14 protein-coding genes are annotated in these 17,266 nt (G+C 65.6%); 11 read left to right on the top strand and 3 right to left on the bottom strand.

All coding sequences use genetic code 11. From position 1 onward, the window contains the following. Positions 1-287 precede the first annotated feature (287 nt). The gene (locus tag B9C43_RS10350; RefSeq protein WP_084425808.1) at positions 288-3,140 is read left to right on the top strand and encodes a glycosyl hydrolase; all 2,853 of its coding nucleotides are present in this window, start codon (positions 288-290) and stop codon (positions 3,138-3,140) included. A gap of 132 nt (positions 3,141-3,272) precedes the next feature. Next, the gene (locus B9C43_RS10355; RefSeq protein ID WP_084425809.1) at positions 3,273-3,881 is read left to right on the top strand and encodes a ScbR family autoregulator-binding transcription factor; all 609 of its coding nucleotides are present in this window, start codon (positions 3,273-3,275) and stop codon (positions 3,879-3,881) included. Between the two features lie 2 nt (positions 3,882-3,883). Here B9C43_RS10355 and B9C43_RS10360 read toward each other — a convergent pair whose 3' ends face one another. After that, positions 3,884-4,672, bottom strand: a complete 789-nt coding sequence (locus B9C43_RS10360) for an AfsR/SARP family transcriptional regulator (RefSeq protein ID WP_033382049.1) — start codon at positions 4,670-4,672, stop codon at positions 3,884-3,886. Between the two features lie 146 nt (positions 4,673-4,818). On the opposite strand from B9C43_RS10360, the gene B9C43_RS10365 reads away from it, so the two are divergent. From B9C43_RS10365 to B9C43_RS10380, 4 genes are all read left to right on the top strand, one after another. Further along, a complete protein-coding gene (locus B9C43_RS10365; protein ID WP_033382048.1) occupies positions 4,819-5,316 on the top strand; it encodes a phosphoribosyltransferase in 498 nt (165 codons plus the stop codon). A gap of 191 nt (positions 5,317-5,507) precedes the next feature. Next, complete coding sequence (locus B9C43_RS10370; RefSeq protein WP_033382059.1) at positions 5,508-5,978, top strand: nucleoside deaminase; 471 nt, start codon at positions 5,508-5,510, stop codon at positions 5,976-5,978. Then, complete coding sequence (locus B9C43_RS10375; RefSeq protein ID WP_033382047.1) at positions 5,975-6,931, top strand: isopenicillin N synthase family dioxygenase; 957 nt, start codon at positions 5,975-5,977, stop codon at positions 6,929-6,931. Before B9C43_RS10370 ends, B9C43_RS10375 begins: the two co-directional genes overlap by 4 nt. Continuing rightward, complete coding sequence (locus B9C43_RS10380; protein WP_084425810.1) at positions 6,928-8,325, top strand: purine-cytosine permease family protein; 1,398 nt, start codon at positions 6,928-6,930, stop codon at positions 8,323-8,325. Before B9C43_RS10375 ends, B9C43_RS10380 begins: the two co-directional genes overlap by 4 nt. Here B9C43_RS10380 and B9C43_RS10385 read toward each other — a convergent pair. Next, positions 8,225-9,379: a cytochrome P450 family protein gene (locus tag B9C43_RS10385; protein WP_084425811.1), complete on the bottom strand. Its 1,155-nt coding sequence runs from the start codon at positions 9,377-9,379 to the stop codon at positions 8,225-8,227. The genes B9C43_RS10380 and B9C43_RS10385 overlap by 101 nt on opposite strands. A gap of 5 nt (positions 9,380-9,384) precedes the next feature. Next, positions 9,385-10,479, bottom strand: a complete 1,095-nt coding sequence (locus B9C43_RS10390; RefSeq protein ID WP_084425812.1) for an amidohydrolase family protein — start codon at positions 10,477-10,479, stop codon at positions 9,385-9,387. Between the two features lie 59 nt (positions 10,480-10,538). On the opposite strand from B9C43_RS10390, the gene B9C43_RS10395 reads away from it, so the two are divergent. The 5 genes from B9C43_RS10395 (at position 10,539) to B9C43_RS10415 (ending at position 17,212) form a co-directional block, all read left to right on the top strand. After that, on the top strand, positions 10,539-11,819 hold the full coding sequence (locus tag B9C43_RS10395) for a glutamine synthetase family protein (RefSeq protein ID WP_084425813.1): 1,281 nt from the start codon (positions 10,539-10,541) through the stop codon (positions 11,817-11,819). Positions 11,820-11,885: 66 nt separating this feature from the next. Continuing rightward, positions 11,886-13,712, top strand: a complete 1,827-nt coding sequence (locus B9C43_RS10400; protein WP_084425814.1) for an AMP-dependent synthetase/ligase — start codon at positions 11,886-11,888, stop codon at positions 13,710-13,712. Positions 13,713-13,722: 10 nt separating this feature from the next. Continuing rightward, the gene (locus tag B9C43_RS10405; RefSeq protein ID WP_084425815.1) at positions 13,723-14,184 is read left to right on the top strand and encodes a (2Fe-2S)-binding protein; all 462 of its coding nucleotides are present in this window, start codon (positions 13,723-13,725) and stop codon (positions 14,182-14,184) included. Next, the gene (locus B9C43_RS10410; RefSeq protein ID WP_084425816.1) at positions 14,181-15,149 is read left to right on the top strand and encodes an FAD binding domain-containing protein; all 969 of its coding nucleotides are present in this window, start codon (positions 14,181-14,183) and stop codon (positions 15,147-15,149) included. The genes B9C43_RS10405 and B9C43_RS10410 overlap by 4 nt, the downstream gene beginning before the upstream one ends. Beyond that, positions 15,146-17,212 carry a xanthine dehydrogenase family protein molybdopterin-binding subunit gene (locus tag B9C43_RS10415; protein WP_084425817.1) on the top strand — a complete coding sequence of 689 codons (2,067 nt, stop codon included), beginning with the start codon at positions 15,146-15,148 and terminating at the stop codon, positions 17,210-17,212. Before B9C43_RS10410 ends, B9C43_RS10415 begins: the two co-directional genes overlap by 4 nt. The last annotated feature ends 54 nt before the right edge of the window (positions 17,213-17,266 follow it).

A 17,266-nucleotide genomic window follows, 5' to 3' on the forward strand; every position in this document is an offset into this window, starting at 1 on the left:
CGCGTGTCCACCTTTCCAACACCATGAAATACCCGTTCCGGCACCCCGAAATCGCACGCTGACCAGACATAGAACGGTTTGCGGCCATCTCAATGTGCCGGAACGGTCAACTCGATGTGCCGGAGTGGTGGACTCGGGGTGCTGGTGTGGTGGACACGGCGGGTTGGTGTGGTGGACACGGGGCGGGGTCGGGCTGTCTCTTGACACGTGGCCGTTGAACAGGGTCCTATGACAGGTGCGTGAGAGCGCTCTCCCGCACCCCTGCAACTCTTCCGTCAGGAGAGTCGATGCCCCCTGCAATGAGGCAGGCGCTGACCGCGACCGTCACGGTCTTCGCACTGGCTATCAGCTTTGTCCTGTTCACCAGCCACAACAACACCGCCAATGCGACTTCCGTCGGCGCGGGCGGTTACCTCGACACCTTGCCTGGCGCCGGGCCGACCGGATGCGGGTCGATCGGCAGCAACGCGCGGACCTTCGTCACCGGCAACGCTCCGGCGGGCGGTGTGCCGACCAACGATTGGTGGTCGTCGCTGCTGTGGAAGCGCAACGATTGCGCTGGATCTGACAACCTGTCGGCGCATCCGCTGTCACTGAAGGCGACCACCGGCGGGCTCGGCGTCGATTACCCGACCACGCCAACGATCACCGGGTCGGCGACCAGCGTCGGTGAGTACCACTTCGAACACTCCACCGACTTCACGATCGGCGTCGCCGGCCTGTCCGCGACCGCATTGGTGGATGGCTGGTCCGACTGGATAGTCAAGGCATCGTGGGCCAACGCCGGACGGTCGCTCAAAACCACTATCGGCCACGGGGTTCCCTTCGTCTACGCGGAGGCCACTGGCGCAGACGCCCAGCTGGCCTTCCAGTCCGCGCCGACCGTCTGGTCCAACAGTGGCAAAACCCTTGGCGTGACGATCAACGGCCACGACTACGCCCTGTTCGCGCCGACCGGTGCCACTTGGACGGTATCCGGCGCCACGATCAGCTCCACGCTGGCCGGGCGCGGCTACTTCTCGATCGCAGTGCTGCCAACGACTCCGCAATCGAGCAACACGGAGCGTACGAACCTGCTCAACGCGTTCGCGCCGTACGCCTATTCGTTCATCACCGGAACTAACGTCTCGTGGACGTTCGACGAGGCCACGAGCAGGCTCACCACCACCTACGCCTTCACCACGCAGGCCAGGGAAGGCAGCACGACCAGCACCGTCGCCGCGCTGTATCCCCACCTGTGGAAGAACCTCGCGGGTGGCACACCGATCGCGAACACGTACATCTCACCGCGCGGTTCGATGCGCGTTTTGACCAACATAACGTCGTTCCAGACGAACATGGTCTACCGCGGTGTTCTGCCGGAACTACCGGCGGTTGGGATGACGGGCGCCGATCTGACCACGTTGAACAATGAGCTGAACGCAGCCGGTGCGGGCGATCCGTTCGCGGGCTTCGGAAATGACACGTACTGGACCGGAAAAGGCCTCGGCCGCGCGGCACGCCTGGCGGAAATCGCTGATCTCGTCGGCAACACCGCCGTCCGCGACAAAATGCTGTCCGCGATCAAGTCCCGGCTGACCGATTGGTTCACGGCCACGCCAGGCAAGACCGCGCGCGTCTTCGGATACAACTCGAGCTGGGGCACGTTGATCGGTTACCCGGCGTCGTACGGGTCCGATCAGGAGCTCAACGACCACCACTTCCACTACGGCTACTACATCGCGGCCGCCGCGACGCTGGCGAAGTACGATCCCACATGGGCTTCGCCGAGCCAGTACGGTGGCATGGTCGACGTACTCATCCGTGACGCCAACAACTACGACCGCAACGACCGGCGTTTTCCGTTCCTGCGGGACTTCGACATCTTCGCCGGGCACGACTGGGCGTCCGGGCACGCGAACTTCTTCGCGGGCAACAACCAGGAGTCCTCGTCCGAGGGCATGAACTTCGACGCGGCGCTCATCCAGTTCGGTCAGGCCACGGGCAACAGGACCATCCGTGACGCCGGTATCTTCCAGTACGTCACCCAGGCCGCGGCGATCGCGGAGTACTGGCACGACAACACGAACTCGAACTTCCCGGCCGCTTTCCCGCACAACACCGTGGGAATGGTGTGGGGCAACGGCGGCGCGTACGCGACGTGGTTCTCCGCCGAGCCGGAGATGATCCACGGCATCAACATGCTGCCGATCACCGGCGGTTCGCTGTACCTGGGCTACAACCCGGGTTACATCACCAGCAACCTGCAGGAGATGCGGACCGTCAAGCCGTCCGCGCCCACTGTCTGGCGAGACATCATCTGGGAATTCCAGGCACTGTCCCAACCGGACGCGGCGCTGCAGGCATGGCGGTCCACAAGCTACTCACCGGAGGAAGGCGAGAGCCGGGCGCACACGTTCCACTGGCTGCGAAACCTCGCCGCGCTGGGCCAAGTGGACACCAGCGTCACCGCGAACACCCCGCTGTACGCGGTGTTCACCAAGAATGGCGCTCGAACTTACGTCGCATCCAACCGGAGTACGGCTCAAATAACGGTCAACTTCTCCACCGGCGTTTCCTTGACCGTCCAGCCCGGACGAACGGCAACCACCGGCGCCATTACGTGGCAAGGTGGAAGCGGTCCGGGCACGCCTCCGCCGACCGACCCGCCGCCCGGTGGGGGAAGCAGCACGTTCTTCGTCAACACGAACGCGTTGTCAACCACAGCAGGCACAAGCGGCACGAGTGCGGTGATTTCCTCGGCTGGCGGCGCGAACTGGGACGGCACACCGCACAACCCAGTGACGTACACCGCGTGCGGGTTCACCGGTACCTACGACTCGTCCAAGACGACACAGTTCAGCCTTGGTGTTGACGCCGGCACAGGCGTGGGCGCCGGAGTCCAGGCACGGATCTCGTACGCACCAACAGGTTCGACGTACACCCGGACCGAGACGTACAACTACTTCGCTACAGATCCGGTCAACGGCTGGGAGACCTACACTCAAGGCGCTGGTCAACGAGCCTCGAGTGGAAGTCCGCAGTCGTTCAGCAACGGTTGCGTCAGGTTGGAAGTCTGGAACGCGATCGGCAACGTGGCCACGTCGTTGCGGGTCAACGACGGCCAGTCGAAGATCGTGATCCCTTTTACCCCGGCCTGATCGACGAAAGAGCGCGGCCGGATCGGCCGCGCTCTTTCTAGCTCGTCAGAAAATACCTACTTCCCGGTTTGTTTAGCCCGATAGTCGGACGTAGACTCGGCAAGCGAGCAGACCAGGGAAAGGGGCAGGCGAGTGCCGAAGCAGGAGCGCGCGGAGCGGACGCGGACGACGATTCTCGACGCCGCCGCGAAGGTGTTCGACCTGCGCGGCTTCGTCGGCGCGAGCCTGACCGACATCCTCGCCGAGGCCGGTGTCACCAAAGGCGCGCTGTACTTCCACTTCGCGTCGAAGGAAGAGCTCGCGCACGCGCTCATCGACGAGCAGTTCGCCGTCTGGCAGCCACAGCACGACGGCGACAAACCCGGCCTGCAGTCCGTGATCGACCTGACCCACAGCATGGCTCGCAACCTCCAGGAGAACGTCCGCGTCCGAGCAAGCATCCGGTTGGTGATCGAGCAGGGCACGTTCGCCGATCCGAGCCCGGAGCCGTATCTGCAGTGGATCACTGTGATCCGTGAGCAGCTCGACCAATCCCAGCAGCGCGGCGACATCCGCAAGGACGTCGACACCGCCGATGTCGCGACCTTCGTCGTCGGCGCGTTCAGCGGCCTGCAGATGTCCTCGCAGGTGCTGACCGACCGCAAGGACCTGCCGGAGCGGGTCGCCAACATGTGGCGGTACGTGCTGCCGTCGCTCGTCCCGCCACGCAGGCTCGGCAAGTTCGAACCGGAAGGGTCGTGACCTCACCCGACACGTTCGAGCCGGGACTCCCCCAACCCGGCGTCGGACTTGAGGATCGCCTGCTGGAGCCTGCGCAGCCCCGGCGATGGCTCGAGCCCGAGCTCGTCGATCAGTGACGTCCGCATCTTCCGGTAGACGGTCATCGCCTGCGCCCGGCGTCCGCTGCGGTACAACGCGACCATCAGGTGTGCGTGCAGTCCTTCATGGGTGCGGTGTTTGGCGACAAGGCCGGTCAGCTCACCGACCAGTTCGTGGTGGCGACCAAGCCTTAGGTCGGCGTCGATCCTCCTGTCGAGCGCGCACAACCGTGCTTCGGTGAGGCGCTGAACCTCCGCTTCCAGCAACGGTCCAAGATGGACGTCCACAAGCGCCGGTCCGCGCCACAGCGCGAGCGCCTGCCGGAAATTGTCCGCAGCGAGCTCGTACTCCCGCACTTGATGAGCTCGATGCCCCGCCTCGGTGAGGCGCTCGAACTCCCGCACGTCCACCGACGTGGTGTTCAACGCGTACCCGCCCGGCCTTGTCGCCAGGATCTGCTTGGCCTGCGCGCTCGTCGTGGTGGTGGCCGACGCGATCATGGTGCGCAGGTTGAGGATGTACGTCTGCAGCGTCGTGCTGGCACTGCGCGGAATGGCAGCGCCCCACAGCTCCTCGTTCAGCTCGGCGATCGGCACGACCTTGTCGGCGTGGATGGCGAGCATCGCGAGCACCTTGCGGGGCTTCGCGGCTGTCGGCATCACCTGGCCCGAGCCTGCCTTGACTGTCAGTGGTCCTAGAACGCCGATCTCCATCAGCTTCTCCGTCCGTGCTCGCTTGGCGCGCTCACCATACAAAACCAACCGACCGGTTTGCAAGAAGAAAAAGACCGGTCGGTATTTTCTGCCGAGTACTACCCTTTGACCAGGCACGATCTGTCAGCAAGCTAGGCTCAGCGACCATGACGGAGCAGCGCGAAATACTCACATGGGAGCTTTTCGGCACAGCGACGCGCGAGCTGGCCGAGCGGATCGCGGCCGAGGGCTACCGCCCCGACCTGATCCTGTCCATCGCCCGCGGCGGCCTGTTCGCGGCGGGAGCGCTGGGTTACGCGCTGAACGTCAAGAACCTGCACGTGATGAACGTCGAGTTCTACACGGGCGTGAACGAACGCCTCGACCTGCCGGTGATGCTGCCGCCGGTGCCCAACGTGGTCGACCTGGCCGGGGCCAAGGTCCTGGTCGCCGACGACGTCGCCGACACCGGGGCGACGCTCAAGCTGGTCCGCGACTTCTGCGAGGACCACGTGGCCGAGGTCCGGTGCGCGGTCGTGTACGAAAAGCCGCACTCAACGGTCAAATGCGACTACGTCTGGCGCTACACCGACAAGTGGATCAACTTCCCGTGGTCGACCCTGCCGCCCGTGGTCGACGCCCAGACCGCGGTCCTCGAGGCCTGATCTGCGCGGGACGGCCTGGTGGGGCGGCCGTTGGGGCGCTGGCCGCCGTGCGGACGCCAGACCTGCGAGATCGACTTGCGGCTCACGCTGGCCGTGAACACGCAGAGTCACGAAGATCGACATCTTTACCGGGTGCCCGGCGGACGGGTCAACCTCTTGCCAGTCCGCTGCTGAGGCACGACAGTGTGACCATGCACGCGAGCCGCGAGTTGATCGAGGCGAAACAGATGCTGGCCGTGGCGCGGCAGGAGGCGCTGCGTGGCAAGGCGGCCGGCGGGATCCCCATTGGCGCGGCCCTCTACGGCCCGGACGGCGAACTGCTGGGTAGCGGCCACAACCGGCGAGTGCAGGATGACGACCCGTCGATGCACGCCGAGACCGCGGCGTTCCGCAACGCGGGTCGCAGACCGCATTACCGGGACACGATCATGGTGACCACGTTATCCCCCTGCTGGTACTGCAGTGGTTTGGTTCGCCAGTTCAACATCAGCCGGGTTGTCATCGGCGAGGCGACCACGTTCTCCGGCGGGCATGACTGGCTTGCCGAGCACGGTGTCCAGGTGACCATTGTGGACGACCCGGACTGCGTCGAGCTGATGACCGAGTTCATCAAGGAACACCCCGACTTGTGGTTCGAGGATATCGGGGAGGAACGCTCATGACTGTCCCGCTTGTCGACCTTGAACCGTGGTTCCACGGCTCGCTCAAAGACCGGCTGAAGGTCGCCGACCAGATCGACCGCGCCCTGCAGGACTCCGGATTTCTCCTGGTCACCGGGCACGGCGTGACGAAATCACTGAGAGACGACACCCGCAGGCAAGCCCGCAGGTTCTTCGGCCTGCCGGGTGAGACCAAGCAGCGGTACGCGGTGTCGGTCGGTGGGCGCGGCTGGTTGCCGCCGGGTGTCGAGGCGAACGCGTACGCCGAAGGCACCGAGACTCCCCCCGATCTCAAGGAGTCCTATTCGGTCGGCGCCGACGCCGCCGTCGGGGTCCCGGAGATCGACGACTTCTGGTTCGCGCCCAACGTGTGGCCTGCCGAGGTGCCGTTCCTCGAAGCCACCGCGGTCGAGTACATGGCCAGGATGCGCAGGCTCTCCGACGAGTTGCTGACCATCTTCGCGGTCGCGCTCCGGCTTCCGGAGAACCACTTCGTCGCGCACACCCGGCATCCGACGTACACCTTCAACATCAACTGGTATCCGCCGATGACCGTGGTCGGTCAGCCGGACGACGGGCAGTTCCGGATCGGCCCGCACACCGACTTCGGCACGGTCACCGTGCTCGACAGGGAAGCCGGGGTCGGCGGATTGCAGGTGTTCACAAAGGACGGTCGGTGGGAGAACGCGCCCTACCACCCCGATGCGCTCACCATCAACATCGGTGACCTGATGGCCCGGTGGACCGGCGACCGGTGGCGCTCGACGCGGCACCGTGTCCTTCCACCGCACGCCAGCGCGCCGGACGAGGACCTGGTCTCGCTGATCTTCTTCTACGAGACCGATCACGACGCCCGGATCACCTCACTCGGCCCGCCGATCGGCAAGACCGAGTATCCCGAGGTGATCGCTGCCGATTACCTCAAGGAGAAGCTCGACGCCATCACCGTCACATGACGTACGGCGAGAAGCTGGTCAAAGTCGAGCCCGGTGGGATCGAACCGGTCGCACCGGCCGACAAGCACGGTCGCCCGCGTCAGCTGTTCTGGACGTGGACATCGCCGAACCTGGAGTTCGCCACGATCTTCCTCGGCGTGCTCGCGGTGTCCGCGTTCGGGCTGAGCTTCTGGCAGGCCGCAGCCGCGCTCACCCTCGGCAACCTCCTCGGCGCGATCGCGCACGGTGTCCTGTCCGCTCGTGGCCCGGTGCACGGCGTACCGCAGATGGTTCTTGGCCGGGCCGCGTTCGGGTACTGGGGGAACGTCCTTCCCGCCACGCTGATGTCGGTGATGGCGGGCGCCGGGTGGTTCGCGGTCAACAGTGTCAGTGGGGCGTTCGCGCTGAACTCGTTGACCGGGCTGCCCGTCCTGCTGTGCCTGATCCTGGTCGTCGGCCTGCAGATCCTGATCGCGTTCTTCGGGCACAACCTGGTCCAGGCATTCGAGCGGTACGCGTTCCCAGTGCTCGCAGTGGTTTTCACGATCACCGCGGTGGTCATCTTCGCCAAGGCCCAGCCGACCCAGTCAACAGGCGGCAACCTGGGTGGGTTCTTGCTCGCGGCGAGCGCGGCCTTCGGTTACACGGCAGGCTGGAATCCTTACGCCGCCGACTACACGCGATACCTCCCAGCGAACACGTCACGTCGTGCGGTCGGCTGGTCGGCGGGCTCAGGATTGTTCCTGGCAACGACCGTGCTGATGCTCGTCGGCGCCGCGTCGGTCACCATCGGAGGGTCCACTTCAAACAATCCGACGACCGTGTTCACGAGCCACCTGCCTGGCTGGCTCGCGGCTTTGACGCTGCTGTGCATCGCACTCGGTGCTGTCGCGGCGAACGTGCTCAATGTGTACTCCGCCGCGCTGGCCTTCCTGACGCTCGGCGTGAAGCTGCCGTTGGCGTGGCGCCGTGCTGTTGTCGCCGCCGGGTTCGGTGTCGTCGGGTTCATCCTTGCCTGGCTGGGACTTTCCGACGCGGGACACGCGTACGAGAGTTTCCTCCTGGTGATCGCGTACTGGGTCGGGCCGTGGCTCGGTGTCACGCTGGTGGACATGCACATCAGGCGTGGCCAGCAGCAGCTCCCCCTCAGCGACACGTCCTACCGCAACTGGGCCGGGCCGGTCGCGATGCTCGCCGGCATGATCGTCTCCATCGGACTGTTCGCCAACCAGTCCCGGTACGTCGGACCGGTTCCCGAAGCTGTGCCGTGGATCGGCGACATCACGTTCCTGGTCGGCTTCGCGATCGCCGCGGTCATCTACGCGGTGTGGCCGAAACCGGCAATGCCTTCAGGCCACGGAAAACCGGGAACGGATGCCACTCCAGCTGCCCAACAAGCTCAAGAGACAACCTGAGTACCAACGTCCCGATGCCGATCCCGGCCACCAGCCGGGCAAGCGGAACACCAAGGCAGCGGTGTATCCCGTGCCCGAAGGCCAGATGACTGGCCTGGCGGGTGACATCGAGGACGTCCGGCTCGGCGAACCTGCGTGGATCACGGTTGGCCGAGGCGATGCCGACGATCACGATGCTCCCAGCGGGAATCACCGTACCCGCGATCTCGATGTCCACAGTGGCATAGCGGGGTGACGCCCGCGCGGTGGGGCCGTCGAACCGGATCAGTTCCTCGATCGTGCTCGGCAGCAGCGACGGATCCGATCGAACCAGCTCGAGTTGAGAAGGGTTGCGCAACAACGCAGCCATGCCGTTGCCGATGAGGTTCATCGTCGGTTCGTGTCCCGCGAAAAGCAACTGCTGGGACAACGCGACGACTTCCGACCGAGTCAGCGATGTCCGCAGCAGTGCACTGACCAAGTCGTCGGCGTCGTCTTTGGCCGCGACGAAGTCCGTGACGTACTGCCGGAGCAGACGCCCGCCTTCCGCACGCGACAGCCCGGTCGGCGTGACGTACGGCGGGGTCATCGCAGCAGTGGTCCACACCCGGAATTGTTCGCGGTCCGCAATGGGGATCCCCAGCAACTCCGCGATCACCGTCAACGACAGCGGATACGCGTAGTCACCGATCAGATCGACGGAAGTACCGAAACCGGACACCAGATCATCGGCGATCTGCTGGACGCGCGGACGCAGCGCCTCGACTCGTCCTGGAGTGAACGCCTTGCCCACCGCGTCCCTGAGCCGAGTGTGCTCCGGCGGATCGGTGGTGTGCAGGTCGAACGTGGCTTCCGCGGGCGAACCGCTGACGATCCCGGCATCGCGCAACGCGTCCCACGCCTGCCGCGGGTCCTTGGCGAGCCGAGGATCCGCCAACGCCGCTTTGCCCTCGGCGAACCTGGTGATCAGCCAATACGTCAGGCCTTTCGGGTCCCGCACTTCGTGCACCGCGGCTTCCTCGCGCATACGCCCGTATGCCGGGTGCGGATCTGCGAAGAATTCGGCGGTATACATGGATTTCAGCCTAGCCGGTACACCCGGGTCGCGTTGCCGGAAGCGGCGAGGAGAGCCAGCCGGTCCGCGTCGGCCGCGCTCCACGATCCCTCGGACACGCCGGCGTCAAGGACCGATGCCATGCCTCGGCGGAACAACTGTGCGGACAAGTAGTACAACTCAGCCAAGCCAAAGGCGTCCGACGAGAACAGGAACTTCCCGAAAGGTGCCAGTTCCAGGGTCTCCTCGATCAGCACCCGCGACCGGTCGCCCAGATTGTGCGTCGCCAGGCCGACATCCACGTACACGTTGCTGAACACCTGCGCCAGGTACCCGGCTTCACGATGGAACGGATAGTTGTGCAGCAACATGACCGGGACACCAGTGGGCTCGATGGCCCGCAGCAAAGGCATCAGCAGCAAGGGGTTACCGGACTTCATGTCCACATCGGAGTCTCCGAGGCCGACGTGGAACTGGATCGGCAGGCCACGGTCGACCGCACACCAGATCAGGAACCGTTGCAGCACCGGGTCGGCGAGCCGCCGCTCACCGGAGAACCAGCGCCAGACAGCATCGGCCACCGAGTCCGCGCTCGGCCGAGCCGGATCAAGGTCCAGCCCGACCCGGTACGCGGCAATGGATTTCATCCCGACGGCGTGCTCGGTCCGTTGCTCCAAAGCGGACTGGAAGGCGTGCGCGAAGCCGATCGCGTCGATCTGGCCGTACAGCTCTTCAGCCACCTGTTCCAGCCGGACGATCTCGTGCGCGGCTGCGCCGGTCAACGACGCGAGATCCGCGGGCGAGGAGATCGGCTCGGGCACGTAACCGGTGTCGACACACAGGCCGGACAGTCCGGCAGCGGCCATGAACCGGGCATCGACCTCAGCGAACCCCAATTCGCCCCGGCGGGCGACGTAGTCGGCGGCCGGGGCGTGCTCAGGCAGGTCGAGAACGGGCGCGCACCACCGGCGAATGGCCAGGCCGACCCGGGAATCGAACGCACTGACGCCCAAAGTGGACGCCTCGGTCAGCAAAGTCTCGAATTCGCCTTGATCGAGGTCGCGCTGCACGAGGCCGTGGCAGTGGTGGTCGACCAGCTGAAGGTTTGCCCAATCCGCCATCGCGCACTCCGCTCACCGAGGAGATCATTGACACCAAGACTAGAGAGTTAGGGGATCCGATGGACTCCGCGAACCTGACCGCGCGAGGAGTGCTCGCGGTAGCCGTCACCTTCGTCGACAACGCCGGTGTGACCAGGGTGAAGGCCGTGCCGGTCAGCATGCTGGCGAACGCGGTGGCCAACGGCGTCGGCAACTCGCCGAGCTTCGACCGGTTCGTCTTCGACGACTCCATCACCGGCGGTCCCGTCGGTGACCTGCGGCTCAAGCCAGACGTCAGCAAGCTGACGGTGCTCGCGGCGCAGCCGGGCTGGGCGTGGGCGCCCGGCGTGCGGTACGACCAGGAGGGCAACGTCCATCCGGGTGATTCTCGCGGCCTGCTGGTGCGCGTGGTCGGCCAGCTCGCCGAGCAGGGCTTGAGCGCGCGGGCCGCGTTCGAGATCGAGTGGTGTGTCTCGAAGGGCGAAGGCGACGAGTTCGTCCCGGCGTGCTCCGGCCCGGCGTACGGCATGACCAGGTTGACCGAGCTGGGCGGCTACCTGCACGACGTGCTGGGCGCGCTGGCCACACAAGGGGTCCACGTCGAGCAGATCCACCCGGAGTACGCGGCCGGCCAGTTCGAGATCTCGGTCGCGCACCAGGACCCCGTGACGGCCGCCGATCACCTCGTCCTCGTCCGCGAGACGATCCGCGCGGTCACCATCAACCACGGCCTGCGCGCCTCGTTCGCGCCGAAAGTCGTGGCAGGCGGCGTCGGCAACGGCTGCCACGTGCACCTGAGCCTGTGGCGTGAAGGCGAGAACCTGATGGGCGGCGGGGACGGCACGTTCGGGCTGACCGCCGAAGCCACGTCCTTCATCGGGGGGATCCTGTCGAGGTTGCCCGCGTTGCTGGCGATTGGCGCACCTTCCGTACCCAGCTACCAGCGGCTCATCCCGTCGCACTGGGCAGGCGCGTTCCAGGCTTGGGGCCTGGAGAACCGGGAGGCCGCGCTGCGGTTCATCACGGCCGGATCGCCGAACCTCGAGATCAAGTGCTTCGACGGCTCGGCCAACCCGTACTTGGCGCTCGCCGGAGTCCTGGTCGCCGGCAACGCCGGGATCACCGAAGGCGCAATGTTGCCAGAACCGGTCGACGTGGACCCGGCGGCGCTGGAGGACTCCGTTCCGCTGCCGAACCACCTGGCCGCCGCGGTCGAGGCCTTCACCGCCGACCTGGCGTTGATCACCACGTTCGGACCGGAACTCGTCGACGCCATCACAAGTGTCCGAAAGAACGAAATCGAACTGCTGTCCGTCCTCAGTCCGGAGGAGATCGTCGCCAGGAGCAGGTGGAGTTACTGACGAGTCTGGAGTTGGCCGTCCCTTTGTTCTAGGTTGCAGACCCAGGGCAGACGCAAAGGAGCGACGGTGGGTACAGCCGACGACGTTGAGCGGGCTATCGAGGGCCATACGGTCGCGACCTTGTTGCGGCGCAATGCCGGCGAGTTCGGTGACAAGCCCGCGCTGAGCAAGGGGTGGAGTCCCGGCGAGGTCACCACGCTGACTTGGGCGGAGCTACGTGACCATGCCGCCGCATTGGCGCATGGGCTCGCCGAGCTCGGGCTGGCCAAGGGCGACCGCATGCTGATCATGTCGTCCCGTCGGCCGGAGCACTGGACCAGCGACCTCGGCGCGCTGCACCTCGGCGCCATCCCATGCACCACGTACGACACGCTCTCCACCGAGCAGATCGTGTTCGTCGCCAGGCACAGTGCGGCGCCTGTGGTCGTCATCGAAGGCGCGCAGCAGATCGACCGGTGGTCGGCCGCGCTGCCCGAACTGCCGAACCTGCGCAAGGTCGTGGTCATCGACGAGTCCACGATCCCCGCCGGCGACGACCGGTACGTGTCGTACCGCGAGGTCTACGAGAAAGGCGCGGTCAAGCACGCGGCGGACCGGGCTGCGTTCGAACAACTGACCGACGCGATCGTGCCGGAGCAGCCTGTCTGCATGATCTACACGTCCGGCACGACCGGCGACCCGAAGGGCGTGGTGATCAGCCACCACAACGTGCTGTTCCAGGCCGCTTCGGTGGATATCGCGCATCCGTTGCCCATGCACGGCAAGTCCGTGGCGTATCTGCCGTTGGCACACATCGCCGAACGCATGCTCGGCATGTACCTGGCGACGTACAAGGCCGCGCACGTGACCGCGGTCCCCGACCACACGCAACTCGTCCCGGCTTTGCACGGTGTCCGGCCGTTCGGCATTTTCGGCGTGCCGCGCGTGTGGGAGAAGATGGCCGCCGCGTTGCAGGGCGGATTGGCCGCGATGCCTGAGGAACAGCGTGCGGGCGTGCAGATGGCGCGCGACGTGGCGCTGGAAGTGTGGCGGCTGGGCAGCGAAGGCAAGCCGGTACCCGAGGAGCTGCTGGCCAAGAAGCAGGCACTCGACGAGAAGGCGTTGCTGCCGATCAGGACCATGCTCGGGCTGGACAAGGCACACCGGGGCGGCAACAGCGGGGCCGCGCCCATCCCGGTCACGGTGCTGGACTTCCTTGCCAGTATTGGCATCCAGGTCCTCGAGGTGTGGGGACTGAGCGAGACGACCGGCGCGGCGACCCAGAATGTCCCTGAGGCATACCGGGTCGGCTCGGTCGGCCGCCCGATCCCCGGTGTCGAGGTCAAGCTCGGTGAGGACGACGAGCTGCTCGTCCGCGGCCCGATCGTGTTCATGGGCTACCTGCAAGAAGACGGCTCGATCAAGCCGGAAGTCGACGCGGACGGCTGGTACGCCACCGGTGACGTCGGCCGGATCGACGATGACGGGTTCGTCTACATCACCGACCGCAAGAAAGAGCTGATCATCACCTCCGGCGGGAAGAACATCGCGCCTGCCAAGGTCGAAGGCCTGCTGCGGGCGCACCCGTTGATCAGCCAGGCCGTCGCGATCGGAGACATGCGCCCGTTCGTCACCGCGCTCATAGTGCTCGACGACGAAACTGCGCCGTTGTGGGCCCAGGCACGAGGAATTCCCACGGAGAACCTGGCCGAGCAGCCAGCCGTGCTCGAGGAGATCGAGAACCTGGTGCAGCAGGCCAACTCCGTGCTCGCCCAGCCGGAGAAGATCAAGAAGTACCGGGTGCTGTCACAGTCGTGGACACCGGAATCCGGTGAGGTCACACCGACGCTGAAACTCAAGCGCCGGGTGATCACGCAGCGGTATTCGGAAGCGATCGACTCGCTCTACGAATAGTCTCGGGTGGGTGACATCCCACCACGAACTCACGGTCAACGGGGAGACCTACCGGCTCCCCGTTGACCCACGGACGACCCTCGTCGACGCACTGCGTGAACGGCTCGGCCTCACCGGCACCAAAAAGGGTTGTGACCGCGGCGAATGCGGCGCGTGCACTGTCCTTGTCGACGGACGCCGCATGCTGTCCTGCATGATGTTGGCCGTCGCGGCGGAGAACACCGAGATCACCACCATCGAGGGCTTGGCGCCGGACGGCGAGATGCATCCCGTGCAACGCGCCTTCCACGCCCATGACGCGTTCCAATGCGGCTTCTGCACGCCTGGGCAAGTGATGTCCGCGGTCGCCTGTATCGCTGAAGGGCACACCGGTTCGCCCGAGGAGATCAAGGAGTGGATGAGCGGCAACATCTGCCGTTGCGCGGCGTATCCGCAGATCGTCGCGGCGGTCACGGAAGCGAGCGTCCAATGAGGACATTCTCGTACCATCGGGCCGCTGACATCCCGTCCGCTCTGGAGGCCTTGACCACGCCGGGGACGCAGCTGATCGCGGGTGGCACCGAGATGGTGAACTGGCTCAAGGAAGGCATCGAATCACCGGGGCGACTGGTTGACATCAGCCGATTGCCGCTGACCGAGATCGCTGCGGATGGCGTTCTTCGCATCGGGGCGTTGGCCAGGATGAGTGACGTCGCCGCACATCCCGTTGTCGAATCGGACTACCCGGTCCTTCGCGACTCCTTACTCCGTGCGGCGTCCGCTCAACTGCGCAACATGGCGACGGTTGGCGGTAACCTGCAGCAACGCACGCGATGCCCGTACTTCCGGTCGGACACGCCGGTTGCGTGCAACAAGCGTTCTCCTGGCAGCGGTTGTTCGGCTTTCCGCGGGGACACCAGCGGTCAGGCGATCTTCGGGTGGAGCGAGTCCTGTGTGGCGACGCATCCGTCTGATTTCGCTGTGGCCTTGGCCGCACTGGACGCCGTCGTTGTCGTGCAAGGCCCCGCTGGGGAACGGCGCATTTCCGCGACCGAGTTCCACCGGCTTCCCGGGGATACCCCGGAAGTTCACACCGAGTTGGCGTCCGACGAGCTGATCATCGCGGTGGAGATCCCGCGTCCTGCCCCTCACTCGCACTATCTGAAGGTGCGCGAACGGGTTTCGTACGAGTTCGCGATCGTGTCCGTGGCCGCCGTGGTCTCGCTCGACGGTGACACGATCACTTCAGCTCGGATCGCCTTGGGTGGCGTGGCACATCGGCCGTGGCGGTTGACCGCTGCCGAGGCCGCGTTGACGGGCGTTTCGTTGAGTGATCGGGACGCGTTGACCGAGGCTGTCGCGCTTTCGTTCACGGACGCACGTCCGTTGGCTGACAACGGCTACAAAGTGACGCTCGCGCAGCGTGCCGCAGTCCGAGCTCTGGAGGAAGCACGATGACATCGCTGCTGCGGCCGGACGGTCCCGCCAAGCTGACCGGGACCGCGACGTACGCCGCCGACACCCGGATCCCTGACGTGCTCTACGCCGCCCTCGTCACGTCAACTGTCCCCAATGGACAAGTTGTCGCGATCGACAAGCCTGATGCGCCCGGCGTGGTGGCGGTCATCGACCACACGAACGTCGGCACATTGACGCCACTGCCGAGTCCTCCGCTCGGTCACAGCATGATCCCGTTGCAGACAACCGAAATCCACTACGACGGCCAGCCGGTCGCCGTGGTGCTCGCCGAGACACTGGAGCAAGCACAGCACGCCGCCGCGCTGACGTCGGTGACCTATTCGGACACTTCCCCGCCACCGATCTTCGGGCGGACCGAGCAGATCGCGCCCGGGGCGGGACTGTTCAAGGCGCCGACGGACAAGAAGGGTGACGTCGACGCGGGACTGGCGAGTGCGGACAAGACTGTGCACGGCACGTACACGACCGCCGACCGGCATCACAGCCCCATCGAACCGTCGGCCACGATCGCGTGGTGGGAGGGCGATCAGCTGACCGTCCACACGTCGGCGCAGTCCTCTCAGCTGGCTCAGACAGCGTTGGCTGGGCTGTTCCAGATTCCACGGGAACACGTGCGCGTCGTTTGTGCCTATGTGGGCGGCGGTTTTGGCGCCAAGGGATACGTCTGGCCACACCTGATCCTGGCGGCGGCCGCTGCCAAGGTGAGCGGACGTGCCGTGAAACTGGTGATGACACGCGCGCAGATGTTCTCCTTGGCCGGACATCAGCCCATCACTTCGCAGACGGTCACATTGGGCGCGACAGCTGACGGCAAGCTGACCGCGATCCGCCACCTGAGCGTGAACGCTGCCGCGCGAGTGGATGCGTTCGTCGAATCCACCACGGGTGCGACGACATGGCTCTACGACAGCCCGAACATCGAGACCGACCTGAAGGTCGAAGCGCTGGACAAGCCGCAGCCAACGCCGATGCGTGCCCCGGCCGAAGGTCCCGGCCTGTTCCCGCTTGAGTCCGCGATGGACGAACTGGCCGTCGAACTCGGTATCGATCCGGTCGAGTTGCGGCTGCGCAACGAAGCGTCGGTGGATCCGTTGACGGGCAAGCCCTTCTCGTCACGGAAACTGGTGCAGTGCCTGACCGAGGGCGCTGAGCGGTTCGGCTGGGCCGATCGCGAACCGGGGATGCGAGAGGGCAATTGGCGGATCGGCTGGGGCATGGCCGTGGCAACGTTCGGTGCCTACCAGGCCCCTTCCGCGGCACGTGTCCGAGTCGACTCGGATGGACACGTGGTCGTGGAGACCGACATGCAGGAGATCGGCAGCGGCTTGCCCGCGATGGTCCAGATCATCGCCGCGGAGACCCTCGGCTGTGCCCCTTCGGATGTCGAAGTCCAGCACGGCGACAGCTCCTATCCCCCGCACACCGGCACGTTCGGCTCGTTGTCCAGCGGAAGCCTGTCGGCCGCGGTGCAGAACGCGGCCTCGTCGGTGATGGAGAAGTTGCAGGCGCAGCCTGGGGATTCATTGGCTGACTTGGTGGACGCGGCAGGTCTTGAGTTCGTGGAGTCGGAAGGCAGCTGGGCGCCGGACCAGCGCGGCGACGACTACTCGATCAAGTCCTTCGGCGCGGTGTTCGCCGAGGTCCGGGTCGATGCGGATCTTGGTCTGGTGCGGGTTCCCAGGATCGTCGGTGTCTACAGCGCCGGGCGGATCATCAACCAGATGGCCGCGCACAGCCAGATGACCGGCGGAATCATCTGGGGCTACGGGCAAGCACTGCTCGAACGATCGGTGATGGAGCCCAACCTCGGCCGGTTCCTGTCCCGCAACCTCGCCGGGTACGTGGTTCCGGTGAATGCGGACATCGGGGACATCGATGTGTCGTTCGTCGAGGAGGACGACCGGATCGCCAGTCCTTCCGGTGCGCGCGGTATCGGTGAGCTCGGTGCTTGTGGAGTGGGGCCTGCCATTGCCAACGCGGTGTTCCACGCAACGGGCAAACGGGTCCGTAGCCTGCCCATCCGCGTCCACGACCTGCTCTGAGCGGAGGACTTTTGTAAGGTCGCTTGCCAAACTGGCCGTCGCGGGTAAGAGTGG

Origin of the sequence: Kibdelosporangium aridum, assembly GCF_900176515.1 — a bacterium.
Lineage (GTDB): Bacteria > Actinomycetota > Actinomycetes > Mycobacteriales > Pseudonocardiaceae > Kibdelosporangium > Kibdelosporangium aridum.

What these genes read in the sequence shown, in the direction of transcription:
- B9C43_RS10415 (WP_084425817.1), top strand. Translation starts at nt 15,146, where the DNA reads ATGACATCGCTGCTGCGGCCGGACGGTCCCGCCAAGCTGACCGGGACC.
- B9C43_RS10360 (WP_033382049.1), bottom strand. Translation starts at nt 4,672, where the DNA reads ATGGAGATCGGCGTTCTAGGACCACTGACAGTCAAGGCAGGCTCGGGC.
- B9C43_RS10395 (WP_084425813.1), top strand. Translation starts at nt 10,539, where the DNA reads ATGGACTCCGCGAACCTGACCGCGCGAGGAGTGCTCGCGGTAGCCGTC.
- B9C43_RS10350 (WP_084425808.1), top strand. Translation starts at nt 288, where the DNA reads ATGCCCCCTGCAATGAGGCAGGCGCTGACCGCGACCGTCACGGTCTTC.
- B9C43_RS10385 (WP_084425811.1), bottom strand. Translation starts at nt 9,379, where the DNA reads ATGTATACCGCCGAATTCTTCGCAGATCCGCACCCGGCATACGGGCGT.
- B9C43_RS10380 (WP_084425810.1), top strand. Translation starts at nt 6,928, where the DNA reads ATGACGTACGGCGAGAAGCTGGTCAAAGTCGAGCCCGGTGGGATCGAA.
- B9C43_RS10370 (WP_033382059.1), top strand. Translation starts at nt 5,508, where the DNA reads ATGCACGCGAGCCGCGAGTTGATCGAGGCGAAACAGATGCTGGCCGTG.
- B9C43_RS10365 (WP_033382048.1), top strand. Translation starts at nt 4,819, where the DNA reads ATGACGGAGCAGCGCGAAATACTCACATGGGAGCTTTTCGGCACAGCG.
- B9C43_RS10390 (WP_084425812.1), bottom strand. Translation starts at nt 10,479, where the DNA reads ATGGCGGATTGGGCAAACCTTCAGCTGGTCGACCACCACTGCCACGGC.
- B9C43_RS10410 (WP_084425816.1), top strand. Translation starts at nt 14,181, where the DNA reads ATGAGGACATTCTCGTACCATCGGGCCGCTGACATCCCGTCCGCTCTG.
- B9C43_RS10375 (WP_033382047.1), top strand. Translation starts at nt 5,975, where the DNA reads ATGACTGTCCCGCTTGTCGACCTTGAACCGTGGTTCCACGGCTCGCTC.